This window comes from Streptomyces sp. NPDC101227 (genome assembly GCF_044767545.1).
GTDB lineage: Bacteria > Actinomycetota > Actinomycetes > Streptomycetales > Streptomycetaceae > Streptomyces.
In genome coordinates this window covers 63,882-83,085 of the sequence record NZ_JBIWOD010000014.1, presented here as the reverse complement: position 1 = coordinate 83,085, position 19,204 = coordinate 63,882, and the positions used below count along the sequence as shown (strand labels likewise).

Here is a 19,204-nt window from a genome sequence, read left to right as displayed (position 1 = left end):
CGGCACCGTCACGGGGACGACGACGCGTCCCGCAGATGCGCCAGCACCGCAAGAACCCGCCGGTTCCCTTCCGTCGGGTCCAGGTCGAGCTTCATGAAGATGTTGCCGGAGTGCTTGACGACGGACGCCTCCGTGACCGTCAGCCGCTGCGCGATCGTCTGATTGTTCAGGCCCTGTGCCATCAGCGCCAGAACCTCCCGCTCGCGCGGTGTGAGGCGGCCGAGCGAGCGGTCCTCGCTCTGCTGGGAGAGCAGCACCCGGACCACCTCCGGGTCGATCACGGTCTGACCGTCCGCCACCCGCCGCAGCGCATCCAGGAATTCGCGGACCTCGCCGACCCGGTCCTTGAGCAGATAGCCGAGGCCGCCGCTGCCGGTCCTGCCGCCGCCGAGCAGCTGGGCCGCGTAGGCGGTGGCGACGTACTGGGAGAGGACGAGCACCGGGAGCCGGCCGTGCCGGGCGCGCAGGGCCAGCGCCGCCTGGAGGCCCTCGTTGCGGTGGCCGGGCGGCATCCGTACGTCGGTGATGACGAGGTCGGGGAGGCCGGCGTCCACCGCACGGGCCAGCTCCTCGGCGTCGCCGACCGCGGCGGTCACCGTGTGGCCGTTGCGGGTCAGCAGCTCGACGAGTCCGGCCCGCAGCAGCACGGAGTCCTCGGCCAGGACTATCCGGAGCACGGCACCTCCGCGCGGAGCTGGGTGGGACCCCCCACCGGACTGGACACCACGAGCCTGCCTCCCGAAATCGCCATCCGGTCGGCGAGTCCCTGCAGGCCGGTGCCCGCGGCGGGGACCGCGCCGCCCTTCCCATTGTCGGTGATCAGCAGCCGCAGCGCGCCCAGCTCGATGCGGGCGACGATGGTGACGGCGGTGGCGCCGCTGTGCTTGGCCACGTTCGCCAGCGCCTCGGTCACGGTGAAGTACGCGACGCTCTCGACGGTGTCGGGCAGCCGGTGCGGCAGATCGATGTCCACGGTGACCGGGACCGGATGGCGCTGCGCGACCTCCGCGACGGCGGCGGCCAGGCCGTGGTCGGTCAGCACCTGGGGGTGGATGCCGCGGACGAGGTCGCGCAGTTGAGCCAGGGCGGACCGGACCTCGCCGCGGGCGCGGGTGACCAGTTCCGTGGTGGGGGAGCCGCTCTCGCGCAGCTCCATCTCGGCCATGCCCAGGGTCATGTTGAGGGCCACCAGCTGCTGTTGTGCCCCGTCGTGCAGATCGCGTTCGATGCGGCGCCGCTCGGCCTCGAAGGCATCGGCCAGCCGGGCGCGGGAGCGGGTGAGTTCGATGACCCGGCGGCCCGCTTCGTCGTCCCGGGGCGACAGCAGCAGCTCCGCCGTTCTGACCTGCGCGCCGGCCAGCAGCCCGGCGGCGTACGCGGACAGTGCGAGCCCGAGGACGCCCACGGCGGGGCCCAGCAGCGCCTCCAGCGGCCCGCTGACCGGCTCGCCGGGGATGATCATCACGGGCTCTGGGGCGAGCGCCCAGGCGATGACCGGGACCGCCGTCAGGGCGGCGGACAGGCACAGCAGCATCACGACACCGCATCCGACGGCGGCGAAGACGGCCCCGAACACCACGGTGTAGCCCAGCTCCCGCCAAGTGGCGCGCTCCCGCAGCCGGTTGCCCGCCCAGGTGACCGGGCCCCGTGCGGGGAGCGCGTCGTGCGGGCCGGGCAGCGGCACCGGCTCGACCAGCCGCAGCCGGCGCCGCTCCAGGGCGCCGACGGGGATGCCGTACAGGGCGGCGCAGGTCAGGACCGCGATGCCCACGCCGACGAAGGACAGCGCCATGCCCGCGAAGACCAGGAGCACCAGCGCGGTCAGCGCCGCGTAGCCGAGCAGCGCCCCGCTGGCCAGATAGGCCCAGCAGCGCCACGGCCACGCCGAGAGCAGGAAGCGCAGCGGGCGCCGCCTCAGCGCCCGCCACACCGTGACCGCACGCCGGTCCGCCATGCCCCGCATCCCCCCTGGCCGGACCGCCGCCATGGGCCGCCCCGCCGCCCCTACTCGTAGCGCAGATACCGCCGTCGCATCGTACGGAACCGGCTCAGCTTCTCCTGCCAGGAGGCCACCACCTCGTCCGTCCCGGCGCCCGCCTCGATCATCGTGCGGACCGTCGACGAGCCGGTCAGCCGGTCGATCCCGTTGTCCGGCCGCCAGGCGAAGCCGGGCCAGACCCGCTTGGCCGTCACCAGCAGGCCGATGCCGGTCCGTACGGCGTCGAAGGCGGCGCGGTCGTGGACGTGCAGCTGGACGCCGCCGATGGTCTTGCCCTGGAACTTGGAGAAGGTGGGGGCGAAGTAGGCCTCCCTGAAGCGCACGCCGGGCAGGCCGAGCGCGCCGGCGGCCGCGGCCCACCGGGCATCGATGCCGTCGGCGCCCAGCAGCTCGAACGGGCGGGTGGTGCCGCGCCCTTCGGAGAGGTTGGTGCCCTCGAAGAGGCAGGTGCCCGCGTAGACCAGGGCGGTGTCGGGGGTGGGCATGTTGGGGCTCGGCGGCACCCACGGCAGCCCGGTCGCGTCGAAGAAGTCCGCGCGCCGCCAGCCGGTCATCCCGACGGTCTCCAGTTCCACCGGCCGCCCGGCGGCCTGCGGGACGAACTCGCCGTTGAACAGCAGCGCCAGCTCCAGCGCCGTCATCCCGTGTGCCTGGGAGATGGGCTCCCGGCCCACGAAGGAGGCGTACTTCCTGTCCAGTACGGGTCCGGTGGCGGCGCGTCCGGTGACGGGGTTGGGCCGGTCCAGCACCACGAACCGCTTGCCCGCGAGGACGGCCGCGACCATGCAGTCGTACAGCGTCCAGATGTAGGTGTAGAAGCGCGCGCCGACGTCCTGGATGTCGAAGACGATGGTGTCCACGCCGGATTCGGTGAAGATGCCGGCGAGCTCCCTGCCGCTCTTGTTGTACGTGTCGTAGACCGGCAGCCCGGTGGCCGGGTCGTCGTAGCGGCCCTCCGAACCGCCCGCCTGGGCGGTGCCGCGGAAGCCGTGTTCGGGGCCGAAGACGGCGGTCAGGCGGACCCGGGGGTCGGCGTGCATGACGTCCACGATGTGGCGCACATCCTGGGTCACGCCGGTGGGGTTGGTGACGACGCCGACGTCGTGGCCGTCCAGGAGGCGGTAGCCGTCGGCCTGGAGCCGGTCGAAGCCGGTGCGTACCGGGCGGCCGCCGGGGGGCCGTGCCGCATGGGCCGGGGCCGCCGTCGCGGGGAGCGCCGCCGCGGCCGCTCCGGTTGCCGCCAGCCGACCCAGAACGCGTCTCGACAGAGCCATGCGCACACCTCCGTGATCGGGAAAGGGACCCGAGGTTTGTGTCGTGGGCACGCTAACGCGCCCGGGGCCGCTACGGAATGCGCCCGGCCGTGACGGAAACGAGCTCTTCCGTTGCCACATACCGACTGGTTAGTCTGCGCAGGGGAGAGCCCAGTGAGCGCGACCGAGGGAGACACAGCGTGGCAGCCGTACGGGACAAGGCCGTTGTCGTGACCGGAGCGGGCGGGGGGATCGGCGCCGCGCTGGCCCGCCGGTTCGCCGCCGAAGGCGCCCGTGTGGTGGTCAACGACCTGGACGAGGCCAAGGCGAAGACCACCGCCGAGGCCATCGGAGCGATCGCGGTCCCCGGGGACGCCTCCGGAGTCGTGCCGGCCGCCCGCGAGGCGCTGGGCGGCGCCGTCGACATCTTCTGCGCCAACGCCGGCGTCGGCACCGGCGGCGGGCCCGAGGCGCCCGAGGACGCCTGGGAGCTGGCCTGGGACGTCAATGTGATGGCCCATGTCCGGGCCGCGCGCGAGCTGGTGCCCGAGTGGCTGGAGCGCGGCAGCGGCCGCTTCATCTCCACCGTGTCCGCCGCGGGCCTGCTGACCATGGTCGGCGCGGCGCCCTACAGCGTCACCAAGCACGGCGCGTACGCCTTCGCCGAGTGGCTCTCGCTCACCTACCGCCACCGCGGCATCGACGTGCACGCGATCTGCCCGCAGGGCGTACGGACCGACATGCTGTCCGGCACCGGGGCCGCCGGGGAGCTCGTCCTGACGCCCACCGCCGTCGAGCCCGAAGTCGTCGCCGATGCGCTCTTCGCGGCCATGGCCGAGGGCCGCTTCCTGGTCCTGCCGCACCCCGAGGCCGGCGACTACTACATCGCGCGCGCCACCGACCCCGACCGCTGGCTGGGCGGCATGAACCACCTCCAGCGGAAGCTGGAGCAGCAGCAGGGCGGCGAGGGCTGACCGCAGTAGGCAAGGATTAACGGACGCAGGGATTCCACCGGGGCACCGACCCGCCGACCCGCCGACCCGCCGACCCACGGACCCACCGACCCACCGACGTACGGACTCATGGACGATCAGGAAGGCAGGGCCGCACCCCGATGACCTCCTACCAGGACAAGCCGTGGCTGGCGCAGCTCAACGACGCCCAGCGCGCCCCCGTCCAGCCGCCGCCCTCGCCGCTGCACGCCTTCCGGGCGGCGGTGCGCCGAGCCCCGGACCGCACGGCGCTCGCGTACTTCGACGGGAAGCTGTCCTACGCCGAGACCGACGCGCTCTCCGACGGCATCGCCGCCCACCTCGCCGGCCACGGCCTCGCGCGCGGCGACCGGGCCGCGGTGATGCTCCAGAACACCCCGCACTTCGTGCTCGCGGTGCTCGGCGTCTGGAAGGCGGGCGGCGTGGTGGTGCCCGTCAACCCCATGTACAAATCGGGTGAGATGCGGCACATCCTCGACGACGCCGAGGTCACCGCCGTCATCTGCGCCGACCGCACCTGGGACGCCTTCCTCCGCGACACCGCCGCCGGGACACGGTCCGTACGCATCGCCCTCACCGCGGACGAGACCGGGCTGCAGACGCGCAACGACGGCCGGGTGCTGCGCGGCGGGCTCCCGGGGCCGCGCGAGGGCGCCGACGATCTGCTGACCGTCGCCCGTACCGCCGGGCCCATCAGGGCGGTGCCGGCCGACCCCGGCCTGGCCGCCGACGACATCGCGCTGATCAGCTACACCTCGGGCACCAGCGGCACCCCCAAGGGCGCCACCAACACCCATGGCAACATCAGCTACAACGCCGAGCGCCAGCGCACCGGCCTGGGCCTGCCCGAAGGCGCCACGTACTTCGCGCTCGCCCCCCTCTTCCACATCACCGGCATGGTCTGCGAACTGGCCGCCTGCCTCGCCAACACCGGCACCCTCGCGCTCGCCTACCGCTTCGAGGCGGGCGTCGTCCTGGACGCCTTCCGCGAGCACCGCCCCGCCTACACGGTCGGCCCCTCCACCGCGTACATGGCGCTGATGGCCCACCCGGATGCCGGCCGCGACCACTTCGCGTCCTTCCAGGCGCTGTCCTCGGGCGGCGCGCCGCTGCCACCCGCCCTGGTGGAGAAGTTCCGGGCCGGCTTCGGCCCCTACCTCCACAACGGCTACGGCCTGACCGAGTGCACCGCGCCCTGCGCCAGCGTCCCACCGGGGCGTCAGGCGCCGGTCGACAAGGTTTCCGGGACCCTCGCCGTCGGCGTCCCCGGCCCCGACACCGTCGTGCGGATCATCGATGAGAACGGCGCCGACGTGGCGTTCGGCGAGCAGGGCGAGATCGCGGTCACCGGCCCCCAGGTCGTCCCCGGCTACTGGCGGCGGCCGGACGCCACCGCCGAGGCCATCCCTGACGGCGAACTGCGCACCGGCGACATCGGCTTCATGGACGCCGACGGCTGGCTCTATGTCGTCGACCGCAAGAAGGACATGATCAACGCATCCGGCTTCAAGGTGTGGCCGCGCGAGGTCGAGGACGTCCTCTACACCCACCCGGCGGTGCGCGAGGCGGCCGTCGTCGGCGTGCCGGACGCCTACCGCGGTGAGTCGGTGAAGGCCTATGTCAGCCTGCGCGCGGGGGCCGCCCCCGAGCCCGCTGAACTGGCCGCCTACTGCAAGGAACGGCTGGCGGCGTACAAATATCCCCGCGTGGTGGAGATCCTGCCCGAGCTTCCGAAGACCGCGAGTGGCAAGATCCTCCGACGGGAGCTGCGCCACCGCGCGTAACCCCGCGGCACCCGCGGAGCACAACAGGCGCACACGCACGAAGGACAGGTGAGGGCGATGGCCGGCACGAAGGACGGCAACGGCAGCGGCACCGGGAACGGCACCGGCGGCACGAAGCCGGTGGCGCAACGACTGCTGGCCACCGCCACCAGGCTCTTCGCGGAGCGCGGCTACGACCGCACCTCCGTCCAGGAGATCGTCGACGCGGCGGGCGTCACCAAGGGCGCCCTCTACCACTACTTCGGCTCCAAGGACGACCTGCTGCACGAGGTCTACGGCCGGGTCCTGCGCCTCCAGCAGGAGCGGCTGGACCACTTCGCGGACGCCGACGCGCCGGTCGAACGGCGGCTGCGGGACGCCGCCGCCGATGTCGTCGTCACCACCATCGAGAACCTCGACGACACCAAGATCTTCTTCCGCTCGATGCACCACCTCGGCCCCGAGAAGGACAAGCAGGTACGGGCCGAACGGCGGCGCTACCACGAGCGGTTCCGGGCCCTGATCGAGGAGGGCCAGCGCACGGGGGTCTTCGCCGCGGACATTCCCGCCGACCTGGTCGTGGACTACCACTTCGGGTCGGTGCACCACCTGGGCACCTGGTACCGCGAGGACGGCCCGCTCACGCCGCAGCAGGTGGCCGACCACCTGGCCGACCTCCTGCTGCGCGCGCTGCGCCCGTAACGCGTCAGGCGCTCACCGTCACAGGTACTTCTTCAGCTCCCGGCGCGCCAGCGACCGCTGGTGCACCTCGTCCGGCCCGTCCGCCAGGCGCAGCGTCCGCGCCCCGGCCCACAGCTCGGCCAGCGGGAAGTCCTGGCTGACGCCGCCCGCGCCGTGCAGCTGGACCGCCTGGTCGAGGATGTTCACGACCGTGCGCGGGGTGGCGATCTTGATGGCCTGGATCTCGGTGTGCGCGCCCTTGTTGCCGACGGTGTCCATCAGCCACGCGGTCTTCAGCACCAGCAGCCGCAGCTGCTCCACCGCCACCCGGGCATCCGCGATCCACTCCTGCACCACGCCCTGCTGCGCGAGCGGCTTCCCGAAGGCCGTACGCGACACCGCGCGCCGGCACATCAGCTCGATGGCCCGCTCGGCCATCCCGATCAGCCGCATGCAGTGATGGATCCGGCCGGGCCCCAGCCGCGCCTGCGCGATGCCGAAGCCGCCGCCCTCCTCGCCGATCAGATTGCCCACCGGCACCCGCACATTGTCGAAGATCACCTCGGCGTGCCCGCCGTGCCAGTGGTCCTCGTAGCCGTATACCTGCATGGCCCGCTTGACCTCGAGGCCCGGCGTATCGCGCGGCACCAGCACCATCGACTGCTGGCGGCGTATGTCGGCGCCGTCCGGGTCCGTCTTCCCCATCACGATGAAGATCCCGCACAGCGGGTTCATCGCCCCGGAGATGTACCACTTGCGGCCGTTGATGACGTACTCATCGCCGTCGCGCTCGATACGGGTCTCGATGTTCGTCGCGTCCGACGAGGCCACCTCCGGCTCCGTCATCGCGAACGCCGACCGGATCTCGCCCGCCAGCAGCGGCTGGAGCCACTGCTTTTGCTGCGCCTCGTCGCCGAACTGCGCCAGCACCTCCATATTGCCGGTGTCCGGCGCCGCGCAGTTCAGCGCGGTGGGCGCCAACTGCGGGCTGCGGCCGGTGATTTCGGCCAGCGGAGCGTACTGGAGATTGGTCAGCCCCGCGCCGTGCTCCGCGTCCGGGAGGAACAGGTTCCACAGCCCCTGCCTGCGGGCCTCGGCCTTCAGCTCCTCCACGACCGCCGGGGTGTCCCACGGCGAGGCGAGCTCGGCACGCTGCTCGTGCGCGGTCTGCTCGGCCGGATGGACATGCTCGTCCATGAACGCCAGCAGCCGCTCACGCAGCTCTTCCGTACGGGCGTCGAATGCGAAGTCCATGGCTGCCTCAGCCTTCCTTGAGGGTGGTGAGTCCGTGGTCGATGAACACGGGCACGAGCTCGCCGATCCGGTCGAAGCCCGCGCCGACCGTCTGGCCGAGCGTGAAGCGGTAGTGGATGCCCTCGAGGATCACGGCGAGCTTGAACCAGGCGAAGGCGGTGTACCAGGCGATGGCGGAGGTGTCCCGCCCGGAGCGGGCGGCGTAGCGCTCGATCAGCTCGGCGGGGGAGGGGTGGCCCGCGGCGCCGCTGGTCGTGCTGACCGGCGACTCGGGCAACTGCAGGTCCTGGCTGTACATCACCAGCAGCCCCAGGTCGGTCAGCGGATCGCCGAGCGTGGACATCTCCCAGTCCAGGACGGCCTTGATGGTGTCGGCACCCCTTTTGGGCTCGTTCGCCGCACCTACCAGCACATTGTCCAGACGGTAGTCACCGTGCACGACGGCCGGTGCGGGGGAGGCGGGCAGCGCCCGGCCCAGCGCCTCGTGCAGCTCGTCGATCCCCGCCAGCTCGCGGTTCTTCGACGCGCTCAACTGCTTTCCCCAGCGCCGCAGCTGACGCTCCAGGAAACCGTCCGGCCGCCCGAAGTCGCCCAGCCCGACCGCCTCCGGGTCCACGGCGTGCAGGTCGACGAGCGTGTCGACCAGGGACAGCACCACGGCGCGGGTGCGCTCCGCGCCGAGCGGGGCCAGCTGGTCGGCCGTCCGGTACGGCGTGCCCTCGACCAGCTCCATCACATAGAACGGCGCGCCGATCACCGACTCGTCCTCGCACAGCAGCAGCGCCTCGGGCACCGGCACCGGCGTCTCGTGGAGCGCGCTGATCACCCGGTGCTCGCGCCGCATGTCGTGCGCGGTGGCCAGCACATGGCCGAGCGGCGGCCGGCGCACCACCCAGGAGGAGGCGCCGTCGGTGACGCGGTAGGTGAGATTGGACCGCCCGCCCTCGATCAGCTGCGCGCTCAGCGGCCCGCCGGTCAGGCCCGGCAGCTCCCGGTCCAGCCGCTCGCGCAATCGGGCGAGGTCGAGGCCGGGGGGTTCCTCCCGGGCCGCGGTCTGCGGGGGAGGGGTGCCCTTGGTCATCGTTGTTCTCCTTCGTGGATGCCCCCGGTTTCAGCCGGGGCTGGGGGTACCTCCCGCTTGCGGGGGAGAAACGAAGCTCCTGCGGAGCAGGGCAGGGACAGGGCGAGCGCCGCCAGGGCGATGGGCTGTCCACCACGGGACGGGTGCGCAGGCCCCCCAAGATCAGCTGCTCTCAATTGTCAGTCCTCCCAGGTAGGTTCGGGTGTATGACGACAGCAGCGCAGACGGAGCAGGGGTTCGGGCACGCCCGGTACACCTTTCGTGTGCGTCTGTCGTCCACGGCCCGGCGTGCGCTCGAAGCCGAGTGGGACCGGTGTCGTTGGATTTGGAATGAGTGCGTCGCGAAGTCGAAGACGGTTCACGCTCACAACCGGGCCTCCGGTGAAAGGGCGACGTGCGGGCCGGTGCAGCTGGCGAAGATGCTGACCGAGGCCCGCGCGGGGACGCCGTGGCCGGCTGAGGGTGCCTGTGTTCCTCAGCTGGGGGCACTCCCAGCGGTAGCTGGGGGACAGTTGATCCGGGACTTCGGCAAGTCCCGCGCGAAGGCGTTGAAGGACATCAAGGCGCGTTTGCCGATGCGGCAGCGTGCCGGGATGCCCCGGTACAAGAAGAAGCGCGAGGCGCTGCCCACGCTGGAGTACACGAAGCGCGGTTTCCGCCTCAAGGACGGCCGTCTGCAGCTTGCCGGCGGCATCGTGCTGCGCGTGGTGTGGTCGCGGGAGCTTCCCAAACCGCCGTCGTCGGTGCGCGTGTACCGGGATGCGGTGGGGCAGTGGCGGGCGTCGTTCGTCGTCGCGACGACTACCGAACACCTCCCGCAGACCAGGCGTGTGATCGGGATCGACTGGGGCGTACGTGAGACGGCGACCACCACGAGCGATACCCACGACCTTCCCCACCCGCAGTACGGCAAGACGGCCGCGCAGAAACTCGCCCGCTGTCAGCGCATGATGGCCAGGCGTAAACCGGCCAAGGGACAGGCAGGATCGAAGGGCTATCGGGAGGCGACGCGGCAGACCGCGAAGCTGTACAAGAAGGTCGCCCGGCAGAGGGAGGACACCGGGCGAATGGGGTCTCTCCCTGCTCGAGCGGAGCCGAGAGCTTGGGGAAGGGCCAAGCGCGTTGTCCGCGACCATGACGCGCTGGCGGTGGAGGACTTCCGCCCGAAGTTCCTGGCGAAGTCGACCATGGCCCGCAAGGCGGCCGATGCCGCGACCGGCGCCACGAAACGCGCCCTGATCGAGATGGGCCGCAAGCACGGCCGTGCCGTGCATCTGGTCCACCCCGCGCACACCACGATGGACTGTGCGCAGTGCGGAGCGAGAACCAAGCACGCGCTTCCCCTCTCCGAAAGGACGTATGCCTGCACCGCGTGCGGAGCCGTCTCGCCCAGGGACAAGAACTCCGCCCGCGTGATGCTGGTCCGGGCTGGTCTTCAACCCGGCTGGTGCTGATCGTGTAAGACCTGTGCGCCCGCCGGGCCGCAGGCAACGTGAGCCAGGAATCCCCCTCGCGTACGAGGGGGAGGGGTCAACGTTGTCCTCCGTACGGCAGCATGCGGCATGCGTGACGGTCGATACGATCCATCGCTGCACCGATCATGCCGACTAGTCGGTATGGAGTCCAGTGCCGGTCGGTGGGGCGTCCGTCACGCGACGCTTTTCCGCCGTATCCGCCCGGTCCGTCACGCGTGGCAGGCGATCGGGATCCCGCCGTTCATCGCCGTCATGTCGCCGAACCCGGCCATCGGGTCCAGCGGCGCACCCGGCTCGCCGCCCGCCAGCTCCGCGTAGGCGCGATGCAGATTGGCCACCAGCCGCTCGCTCTCGGCCAGCGCCGCGAACGGCCCGAGATCCGCCTCCCGGGCCACCTCCAGCGGCGTACGCCCGGCCGCCCGGCCGTCCCGCGCCAGCCGCTCGACGAACCGCAGATAATCCTCGATGCCGTCGTACACCTCGGGCCCCGTCACCGGGCCGTGCCCCGGCACGACCGTCACCGCGTCCAGCGAACGCAGCAGGTCCAGCGCGCGCAGCGAGCCGGCCAGCGAGCCCATGAAGATGAACGGGGTCCCGCCGTGGAAGACCAGGTCCCCGGTGAAGACGATGCGCTGCGCGGGCAGCCAGACGATGGTGTCGCCGGGGGTGTGCGCGACGCCCGGGTGCAGCAGCCGCACCTCGATGCCGCCGACGTGCAGGGTCAGTTCGTCGGTGAAGGTCACCGTGGGCGCGGTCAGGCGGATGTCGCCGTACTCCACCCCGGGCCACACCGCATGCAGCTGGCGCCCGGCGGCCAGCAGCTCGCGGCGACAGGCGGCGTGCCCGATGACGGTCGCCTCGGGGGTGAAGACGCTGTTGCCGTAGGTGTGATCGCCGTGGTGGTGGGTGTTGACCACCGTGCGTGGCGTGGGGGCGCCACTGCCGGCGATCCGCCGGCGCAGCAGGCGCGCCCGGCGCTCGGTGGCGGCGGTGTCCACGACGAGGGTGGCGTCCGCGTCGGTGACGAAGCCGGCGTTGTTCAGACACCAGCCGCCGTCCGGCTGGATGAAGGCGTGCACGCCGGCGGCCAGTTCGGTGAGGTAGGGCTCCATGTACTTCCCCCAGGGTGACGGGTGAGCTGAGTGATGGACGGACGCGTCGGGTGACGTACGGTCAGTACTCTCCCCGACGGCGAAGTTGGACTTTTCTTTACCCACTCCCGGGCCGCACCCCGCCCCGCCTACGGCAGCACCCGCGCCGCGCCGAACGCCGCCAGCGCCACCGTGCAGCCGGCCAGCAGCAGCGCGAGCCAGGGCCGCAGGTCCGGCGGACGTCCGGTGGCCAGGTCGCGTACCCGGAGGTGAGCCGCCGCCACGAAGGCGAGCCACACCAGCGCGACGGCCGCCGCCAGAACGGCCTCCACCGCGCCCGGGGCCCGGCTCCGCGCCAGCTGGCGGCCGGCCAGCAGGGCCACGACCGTGCAGGACAGCGTCGTCCGCCGCCAGGCCAGCCGGGTGCGTTCCGGCTGGAGGCCGGGGTCCCGGTCGGGCGCCGGCGGCCGGGCCCGCGCGTCCCGCTGTGCGTCCCCCACGGCTAGACGGTCCAGCCCAGTACGACGAGGACGACCATGGCGGCCGCCAGCACCCCGACGCCGAGGGCCAGCACGGTCGGGAAGCGGGTGAGCGGCAGATCCTCGCCGCGGCGCATCGCGCGCTCGCAGCGGACCCAGTGGTTGACCGCCCGCAGGGCGCACAGCGCGCCCGCCACCAGCAGCACGACGGTGCAGGTCAGCCGCAGCCCCTGGTGCAGCCGGGGCAGGAACTGGTCCACTGCGAAGCCACCGCCGACCAGCGCCAGACCGGTACGCAGCCAGGCCAGGAAGGTGCGCTCATTGGCCAGCGAGAAGCGGTAGTCGGGGGTGGTGCCGTCCTCGCGGACCCGAGCGGGCGACAGCCACAGCCGTACGGCCGCGCCGATCGACCGGAGCCCGTCGGAGAGGATCATGGTCAGAACCCTAACGGCCGGGGCCGTCCGGGGAACCGGAGCCCCGTCGGGCGGTCAGCTCCCGGTACGCGGCGAGCCCGTCCGGCGTCCACGGCCACTCCGCCAGCCGCCGGTCCAGCTCCCCTTCCGTCATGAACGTATGCCAGTCGATCTCCGACTCCTGCGGCGCGACGGGCCCCGTCCAGCGCACCTGGTAGACCGCCGACCACCAGGTATGTTCCGCCGTCTCGTACAGGAACTTCAGCAGCGGCTCCGGCTGCGGCAGCCCCCGCACGCCCAGCTCCTCCTCCGCCTCGCGCAGCGCCGCCCGGTCGTAGCTCTCCCCGGCGCCGACCACCCCGCCCACGAACATGTCGTAGTGCCCGGGGAAGACGAGCTTGTGCGGGGTGCGGCGGTGCACGAAGATCCGGTCCTCGGCGTCCCTGACCAGGATGAACGTGGCGCGGGTGCGCATCCGGCGGGCGTAGGTCTCGCCGCGCGGCGCCTGCCCCACGACCTCATCGTTCTCGTCCACGACATCGAGGATCTCGTCCGCGTCGAGCGGCCGCTGATCGTGATCGGTGGGCTGATCGTGATCGGTCATGGGGTCATGGAATCACCAGGGGCCGGGGCCGGTCGCGCCGGGGAGCCCGGCCCCGCCGCCGCTCACTGACCCATGACGTACTTCACCGTCGGGCCGGTGGTCCAGCCGCCGTCCACCGCCAGCTCGGCGCCGGTCACGTACGACGCGGCGTCGGAGAGCAGGAAGACCACGGAGCCGGCGATCTCGTGCGGCTCGCCGACCCGGCCCATCGGGGTGTTGGGGTAGTTGCCCTCGCCCTTCTGGATGCCGACCTGGGCGGTCATCGGGGTGTACGTCATGCCCGGGTGCACGGAGTTCACCCGGATGCGCTCGGTGCCCAGCTCCACCGCGGCGACCTTGGTCAGGCCGCGTACGCCCCACTTGGAGGCGCCGTAGCCGCCGGTCATCGCCAGGCCCATCAGCCCGGCGGCCGAGGAGATGTTCACGATGGAGCCCGCGCCGCGCGCCTTCATGGCGGGGATGACGGTCTTCATGCCGATGAAGACGCCGGTCAGGTTCACCTCGATGACCTTGCGGAAGAAGTCGACGGAGATCGTCTCCAGCGGCGCTCCGGTGGATATCCCGGCGTTGTTGACCAGGCCGTCGATCCCGCCGAACTCGGCCACGGCGTAGTCGGCGACGCGCTGCCAGTCCTCCTCGGACGTGACGTCGTGGGTCAGGAAACGGGCCCGCTGGCCGAGCCGGTCCGCGGTCGCCGCGCCCTCCTCCTGGAGGACGTCGGTGAGGACGACGTTGGCTCCGGCCTCGAGGGCCTGCTCGGCGGCCGCCGCGCCCAGGCCGCGGGCGCCGCCGGTGATGATGACGGTCTTGCCGGCCAGGCTCGCCGCCGGGGCGGCGGGGGTGGCGTCGGTCATGAGCGAACTCCTAAAGATCGGGGGTGGTCGTGCCGGGAGCGGCCGCGAGCAGGAACGCCACGGTGGTCCCGGTGAGATCGGCGAGAAACAGCTCCTCGCCGAGGAGGGGGGCGGCGCCCTCCAGGTAGTGCCGCGCGCGGTCGGCCATCGCCGCGCCGATGAGGGTCAGCGCGAGATCCAGCCGCTCCAGGCGCAGCGGCTCGGGCAGCCCGGCCGCCGCGAGGGCGTCCTCCATACGGCCGATCAGCCGCCAGTAGGCGGTGCCGTCCAGCGTCGGATGCGGGATCCGGGTGCGTACCCCGCTCTCATGGCTGAGCTGGGCGGAAATCCGAAGACAGCGCCGCCCGCGGTCGTCGCGCAGTTCGGTCGCCTCCGCGGTGAGCAACGCGCCGACCAGCTCGGCCAGCGTCCCGCCGGCGCCCTCCACGGCGGCCAGCAGCGGCGCCAGGGCCGCTTCCGTACGCCCCAGCCGGCCCGCCATCACCGCGTCCAGCAGTCCGGCGCGCGAGCCGAAGTGATACTGCACGGCCGAGGGGTTGCCCTGGCCGGCGCGCCGGACGATGTCACGCATCTGGGCGCCGTCCACGCCGTGCGCCGCGAAGAGTTCCTCCGCGGCGCGGATCAGTTTGTCCCGGGTCTCGGGGCCTGAGGTTCTGGCCATGGCCTGCACCTTAATGCTGGCCATTATTAATTGCCATACCGCCGGTTCGCTGCGCTTCGCCTGGGCCGTTGTTTTTGGCTTGCCCGCCGTGGGGGTTTGCCGCCGTTGCGCCTGCCCCTCCGCTGCGCTTTGCCTGAGCCGTTGTTTTTGGCTGCCCCGCCGTGGGGGTTGTTCGCCGTGGCGCCTGCGGCGGGCTGGTGCCGCTTGCGCGGGGCTGTTCGGCTGCGGGACCGGGCCTCCGGACTCCGTCCTGCGGCCCGGTCCCTCCCCGTTGGGGTGGGAGAAAACCGGTGGGGGCGTACGCCAGCGGTCAGGTGCACGCCGTGGACACAATCAGCGGCACCGGACACACAACGCCCGCCCCCACTAGAAATCCCCCCACCCACGGGAGGGGACGGACCGTAGCGGCGGAGCCGTGTAGGGCCGTCACCGCACCCGACAAACCCACGCCCGCCGCAGGCGCAACGGCGAGAAACCACCCACGGCGGGAAAGCCAAAAACGCTCGGCCCAGGCAAAGCGCAGCGGACCGGCGGACCGGTGACCCAAACGACGCGCCCCCGCCGACCGGCGAGGGCGCTACCGCGGCTGCAACTCCCTGACGGGGTCGGCCTTGCCGGCCCCGGGCGGCATCGCCGGATGGCTGCCGATCAGGACGATGCCCGCGATCACGGCGGCTATCCCGGCCGCCTCCCAGGCCAGTGCGCCGGGGGTGACCCGTAGCTGGTCGCCGAGGAAGCCGACCCCGCAGGCGATGCCGGCCAGCGGCTGGGCGGCGGTCAGCGCGGGCAGGGAAAGCCGCAGGGGGGCGGTCTCGAAGGCGCTCTGCACCATCACCAGCGCCGTGATGCCGAGGACGACGATGGCGTACGGATGCCAGCTCGTGGCCAGGGTGGCCCAGCCGCCCTGGCCGAAGCGTTCGCCGCTGATCCGGGTCAGCGCGTCCTGGAGGCCGTACAGCAGCCCCGCCGCGACGCCCAGCAGCGCCGCCTCCAGGCTCACATGCACCCGTTCGCGTTTGGCGACGGCCGCCAGTACCAGGGCGGTGGCCAGCACTATGCCCATGATCAGCCACTGGGCGGGCCGGCCGGCCTCGCTGGTGCCACCGTGCGGCTGCCCGGCCACGATGAACGCCGTCACCCCGCCTGCCAACAGCCACAGCCCGGCCCAGCCGCTGCGGCCGAGCCGCTGCCCGCTCAGCCGCCGGGCCAGCGCCATCGCGAACAGCAGATTCGTCGCCAGCAGCGGCTCCACCAGAGTGATGTCGCCCATCCCCAGTGCCAGCGCGCCCAGCGCCATCCCGACGACGAACAGCGCGATGCCGGCCACCCAGCGCGGCATCCGCACCAGGTCCAGCAGCAAGCGCAGGGAGAGGTAGTCCTTGGGCGGGGCGTGCTGCGCCGCTTCCTGCTGGAGGACGAAGCCCAGTCCCAGACAGCAGGCCGCCCCAAGGGCGAGCAGAATCACCGTCACGTCGCACACCTCGTATCGCGCGGGGCGGGGTATTGCGCCTGAGGACATTCGTCCGGTGGCGGCCCGGGGTGGCCCTCAACACCCACCATTCTTGCGCGAGCCCGCCCGTACCACCGGGTAACAAAGGGTTGACGGCATGGTCCACCGCGCTGAGGATCGTGGGCATCACGGCGTCCGGGGCGGCCGGCACGCTCCGGTGAGGAGAGCGGAAGAGAGCGCAGATGGCGTACGACGCTGATGTGATCGTGATCGGAGCGGGCCTGGCGGGGCTGGCGGCCACCGCCGAACTGGTCGACGCGGGGCGCAAGGTGATCCTGCTCGACCAGGAGCCCGAGCAGTCGCTCGGCGGCCAGGCCCACTGGTCCTTCGGCGGCCTCTTCCTCGTCGACTCCCCCGAACAGCGCAGGCTGCGCATCCGCGACAGCCGCGAGCTGGCCTGGCAGGACTGGCTGGGCACCGCCGGCTTCGACCGGCCCGAGGACCACTGGCCGCGCAAATGGGCCGAGGCGTACGTGGATTTCGCGGCGGGGGAGAAGCGGGCGTGGCTGCACCGGCAGGGCGTACGGATCTTCCCCGTCGTCGGCTGGGCCGAGCGCGGCGGCTATGACGCGACCGGGCACGGCAACTCCGTCCCCCGCTTCCACATCACCTGGGGCACCGGCCCCGGCCTCGTTGCGCCGTTCGAGCGCCGGGTGCGGGCCGGTGTCGCGCGCGGCCTGGTGGAGCTGCGCTTCCGCCACCGGGTCACCGGGCTCGCCCGCAGCGCGGGGAACGTGGACACGGTCAGCGGGGAGATCCTCGCGCCCTCCGACGCCGAGCGGGGCCGGCCCAGCGGCCGCGAGGTCGCCGGCGCCTTCGAGCTGCGGGCCCAGGCCGTGATCGTCACCTCCGGCGGTATCGGCGGCAATCACGATCTGGTCCGCGCCAACTGGCCCGAGCGCCTCGGCAAGCCCCCCGAGCGGATGCTGTCCGGGGTGCCCGCGCATGTGGACGGCAAGATGCTCGGCATCACCGAGGCGGCCGGCGGCCGGATCATCAACCGCGACCGGATGTGGCACTACACCGAGGGCATCGACAACTGGAACCCCATCTGGCCGATGCACGGCATCCGGATCCTGTCCGGCCCCTCCCCGCTGTGGCTGGACGCCCGCGGCAAGCGGCTGCCGGTGCCGCTGTTCCCGGGCTTCGACACCCTCGGCACGCTCGAGCACATCATGCGGACCGGCCACGACCACACCTGGTTCGTGCTCACCCAGAAGATCATCGAGAAGGAGTTCACCCTCTCCGGCTCCGAGCAGAACCCGGATCTGACCGGCAAGAGCGTGCGCGAGGTGCTGGGCCGCGCCAGGGCCGGGGCGCCGGGCCCGGTACAGGCGTTCATGGACCACGGCGCGGACTTCATCGTCGAACGGTCGCTGACCTCGCTCGTGCGGCGGATGAACGAGCTGACCGGGGACCCGCTGATCGACGAGGGCGAGCTGCGCCGCGAGATCGTCGCCCGCGACCGCGAGATCGCGAACTCCTTCACCAAGGACCTCCAGGTCACCGCGATGCGCGGGGCCCGCAAATACCTCGGCGACCGGCTGATCCGCACCGCCGCCCCGCACCGCCTGATGGACCCCAAGGCCGGCCCGCTGATCGCCGTACGGCTGAACATCCTCACCCGCAAGACGCTCGGCGGCCTCGAGACCGACCTGTCCTCGCGGGTGCTGGCCGAGGACGGCGAGCCCCTGCCGGGTGTGTACGCGGCGGGCGAGGTGGCGGGATTCGGCGGTGGCGGGGTGCACGGCTACCGTTCGCTGGAGGGCACCTTCCTCGGCGGCTGCCTCTTCTCCGGGCGTACGGCGGGCCGGGCGGCGGCCAGGGCGGTTTCCTGAGCGCGCCGGGTCCCCGCCGCATTCCGGCCGGTGATCGATCAATACCGTTTTCCGGAAGGGGAGTTGGCGGGGATCCGGCCATTCCCTTTCCGGCCTTGACGCGAAGCTGTGCGTACCGCTTTGCTGTCCGTGAAGTTTCCGAAGTGGACCAGACCATTTTCCGTCGGCGGGCTACGCGCGCAGATTCGGTCCACCGACCAGTCGGACAACACAGCGAGGTGGAAAATCGGTGCAGCGCGTCATGGAGTCTCCTGGTCCATGAGTCCGCCCCCTCCGCCCCCGCTGGGACGCGCCCGCCGCAAGGACGCCCCGGTCCTCTCCCCGAGTCTGGACGACGCCCAACTGGTCACCGCCGCAGCGGCGTTGACCCAAGGCCGGTGGACCGAGGTGCGTAGCCTGCTCGCCGGGACCGGCGCCGACTGGGACCTGCGCGGCCACCGATTAACGGTCCTGGGCGCCTCGCCGGCCAGCGCCCACTGGGCCCGCGACTGGCAGCTCGCCGAGCCGGACAGCGGCGACGCCGCCACCCTCCTGGCCTGCGCGCTCGTCCACCTGGCACTGGCCGGGAAGGGCAGCATCGAGACCGCCGCCGACGCCTGCAAGGCCGCCGCCGTCCTGCTGCCCGAGGATCCGACGCCCTGGCTCGGCGCGCTGATCCTCGCCCGCCGTACCGGCACCGTGGACGAACGTGAGCAGGCCTTCGACCAGATCCGCGCCCGCCACCCCGACCACCACCACGCGCACCACCTCATGACGGCCTGCCTGGCCGAACTCCAGCAGGGCGACCGCGACGACCCCCTGCACCAGGTCTACGACTTCGCCGCCTGGGCCGCCGAACAGGCCCCCGCCGACTCCCCGCTGGCCGTCCTCCCCGTCATCGCCCACGCCGAGCGCTACCGCGTCCTGGCCGCCCACGGTCTGGAGCCCGCCGACCCCGCCGCCTGTGGCCACTGGGCCACCCGGCGCGCCCGCCAGGCCATGAAGGCCGCCTTCGACTGGTGGCTGGAGTGGGAGGGCGAGGGCCATCCGCGCTCCAAGGTGGATCTCAACTTCCTCGCACACGCAAAGTTCTACGAGGGACGGATGGCCGAGGCGGCCGCACTCTTCCACCGCATCGGCACCCACGTCACCCCCGAACCCTGGTCGTACGCCGAGCGCGACGCCCTCAAGGCGTTCAAGGCCGCCCGCGCCGCCGCACTCGGCGCCACCTGACCGCCACTTGCCCGCGACCTGACCCCCACCCCCACATCCCCGGA

17 protein-coding genes and 1 pseudogene are annotated in these 19,204 nt (G+C 72.2%); 6 read left to right on the top strand and 12 right to left on the bottom strand.

Annotation, left to right across the window (positions count from 1 at the left end; translation table 11 throughout):
* Window positions 1-8 precede the first annotated feature (8 nt).
* The 3 genes from ACIRPT_RS28555 to ACIRPT_RS28545 are packed head-to-tail and all read right to left on the bottom strand — an operon-like array spanning window position 9 to window position 3,273.
* Window positions 9-677, bottom strand: a complete 669-nt coding sequence (locus ACIRPT_RS28555; RefSeq protein WP_403832173.1) for a LuxR C-terminal-related transcriptional regulator — start codon at window positions 675-677, stop codon at window positions 9-11.
* A complete protein-coding gene (locus ACIRPT_RS28550) occupies window positions 665-1,954 on the bottom strand; it encodes a sensor histidine kinase (RefSeq protein WP_403832170.1) in 1,290 nt (429 codons plus the stop codon). Before ACIRPT_RS28550 ends, ACIRPT_RS28555 begins: the two co-directional genes overlap by 13 nt.
* Window positions 1,955-2,004: 50 nt before the next feature.
* Entirely contained in the window at window positions 2,005-3,273 is a 1,269-nt protein-coding gene (locus tag ACIRPT_RS28545) for an exo-beta-N-acetylmuramidase NamZ domain-containing protein (RefSeq protein ID WP_403832168.1), read from the bottom strand.
* A 179-nt stretch (window positions 3,274-3,452) separates the two neighbouring features.
* Here ACIRPT_RS28545 and ACIRPT_RS28540 point away from each other — a divergent pair, with 179 nt between their 5' ends.
* From ACIRPT_RS28540 to ACIRPT_RS28530, 3 genes are all read left to right on the top strand, one after another.
* The gene (locus ACIRPT_RS28540; protein ID WP_403832165.1) at window positions 3,453-4,226 is read left to right on the top strand and encodes an SDR family oxidoreductase; all 774 of its coding nucleotides are present in this window, start codon (window positions 3,453-3,455) and stop codon (window positions 4,224-4,226) included.
* Window positions 4,227-4,366: 140 nt separating this feature from the next.
* Window positions 4,367-6,028, top strand: coding sequence for a class I adenylate-forming enzyme family protein (locus ACIRPT_RS28535; protein ID WP_403832162.1), 1,662 nt, complete (start codon window positions 4,367-4,369; stop codon window positions 6,026-6,028).
* A gap of 57 nt (window positions 6,029-6,085) precedes the next feature.
* Entirely contained in the window at window positions 6,086-6,709 is a 624-nt protein-coding gene (locus ACIRPT_RS28530; protein WP_403504162.1) for a TetR/AcrR family transcriptional regulator, read from the top strand.
* 18 nt (window positions 6,710-6,727) lie between these two features.
* Here the strand turns inward: ACIRPT_RS28530 and ACIRPT_RS28525 are convergent, their stop codons facing one another.
* Window positions 6,728-7,942: an acyl-CoA dehydrogenase family protein gene (locus ACIRPT_RS28525; RefSeq protein WP_403832158.1), complete on the bottom strand. Its 1,215-nt coding sequence runs from the start codon at window positions 7,940-7,942 to the stop codon at window positions 6,728-6,730.
* A gap of 7 nt (window positions 7,943-7,949) precedes the next feature.
* Window positions 7,950-9,023: a phosphotransferase family protein gene (locus ACIRPT_RS28520; protein WP_403832156.1), complete on the bottom strand. Its 1,074-nt coding sequence runs from the start codon at window positions 9,021-9,023 to the stop codon at window positions 7,950-7,952.
* A gap of 206 nt (window positions 9,024-9,229) precedes the next feature.
* Between ACIRPT_RS28520 and ACIRPT_RS28515 the strand changes: the two are divergent.
* Window positions 9,230-10,490 (top strand): annotated as a pseudogene (locus ACIRPT_RS28515) (RNA-guided endonuclease InsQ/TnpB family protein); the annotation flags it as partial.
* 217 nt (window positions 10,491-10,707) lie between these two features.
* Here the strand turns inward: ACIRPT_RS28515 and ACIRPT_RS28510 are convergent.
* From ACIRPT_RS28510 to ACIRPT_RS28480, 7 genes are all read right to left on the bottom strand, one after another.
* Window positions 10,708-11,610, bottom strand: coding sequence for an MBL fold metallo-hydrolase (locus ACIRPT_RS28510; protein ID WP_403832154.1), 903 nt, complete (start codon window positions 11,608-11,610; stop codon window positions 10,708-10,710).
* Between the two features lie 128 nt (window positions 11,611-11,738).
* A complete protein-coding gene (locus ACIRPT_RS28505) occupies window positions 11,739-12,089 on the bottom strand; it encodes a DUF202 domain-containing protein (RefSeq protein WP_403832152.1) in 351 nt (116 codons plus the stop codon).
* A 2-nt stretch (window positions 12,090-12,091) separates the two neighbouring features.
* The gene (locus tag ACIRPT_RS28500; RefSeq protein ID WP_403832150.1) at window positions 12,092-12,502 is read right to left on the bottom strand and encodes a YidH family protein; all 411 of its coding nucleotides are present in this window, start codon (window positions 12,500-12,502) and stop codon (window positions 12,092-12,094) included.
* A gap of 10 nt (window positions 12,503-12,512) precedes the next feature.
* Window positions 12,513-13,085 carry an NUDIX hydrolase gene (locus tag ACIRPT_RS28495; RefSeq protein WP_403832147.1) on the bottom strand — a complete coding sequence of 191 codons (573 nt, stop codon included), beginning with the start codon at window positions 13,083-13,085 and terminating at the stop codon, window positions 12,513-12,515.
* Between the two features lie 62 nt (window positions 13,086-13,147).
* On the bottom strand, window positions 13,148-13,939 hold the full coding sequence (locus ACIRPT_RS28490) for a glucose 1-dehydrogenase (protein WP_403832145.1): 792 nt from the start codon (window positions 13,937-13,939) through the stop codon (window positions 13,148-13,150).
* A 10-nt stretch (window positions 13,940-13,949) separates the two neighbouring features.
* Window positions 13,950-14,600, bottom strand: coding sequence for a TetR/AcrR family transcriptional regulator (locus ACIRPT_RS28485; protein ID WP_403832142.1), 651 nt, complete (start codon window positions 14,598-14,600; stop codon window positions 13,950-13,952).
* 577 nt (window positions 14,601-15,177) lie between these two features.
* Window positions 15,178-16,071, bottom strand: coding sequence for a DMT family transporter (locus tag ACIRPT_RS28480; RefSeq protein WP_403832139.1), 894 nt, complete (start codon window positions 16,069-16,071; stop codon window positions 15,178-15,180).
* 221 nt (window positions 16,072-16,292) lie between these two features.
* Here ACIRPT_RS28480 and ACIRPT_RS28475 point away from each other — a divergent pair, with 221 nt between their 5' ends.
* Window positions 16,293-17,948 (top strand): FAD-binding dehydrogenase, encoded by a 1,656-nt coding sequence (locus ACIRPT_RS28475; protein WP_403832136.1) that lies wholly within the window; start codon window positions 16,293-16,295, stop codon window positions 17,946-17,948.
* 258 nt (window positions 17,949-18,206) lie between these two features.
* Entirely contained in the window at window positions 18,207-19,160 is a 954-nt protein-coding gene (locus ACIRPT_RS28470; RefSeq protein WP_403832133.1) for a hypothetical protein, read from the top strand.
* Window positions 19,161-19,204: the final 44 nt, after the last annotated feature.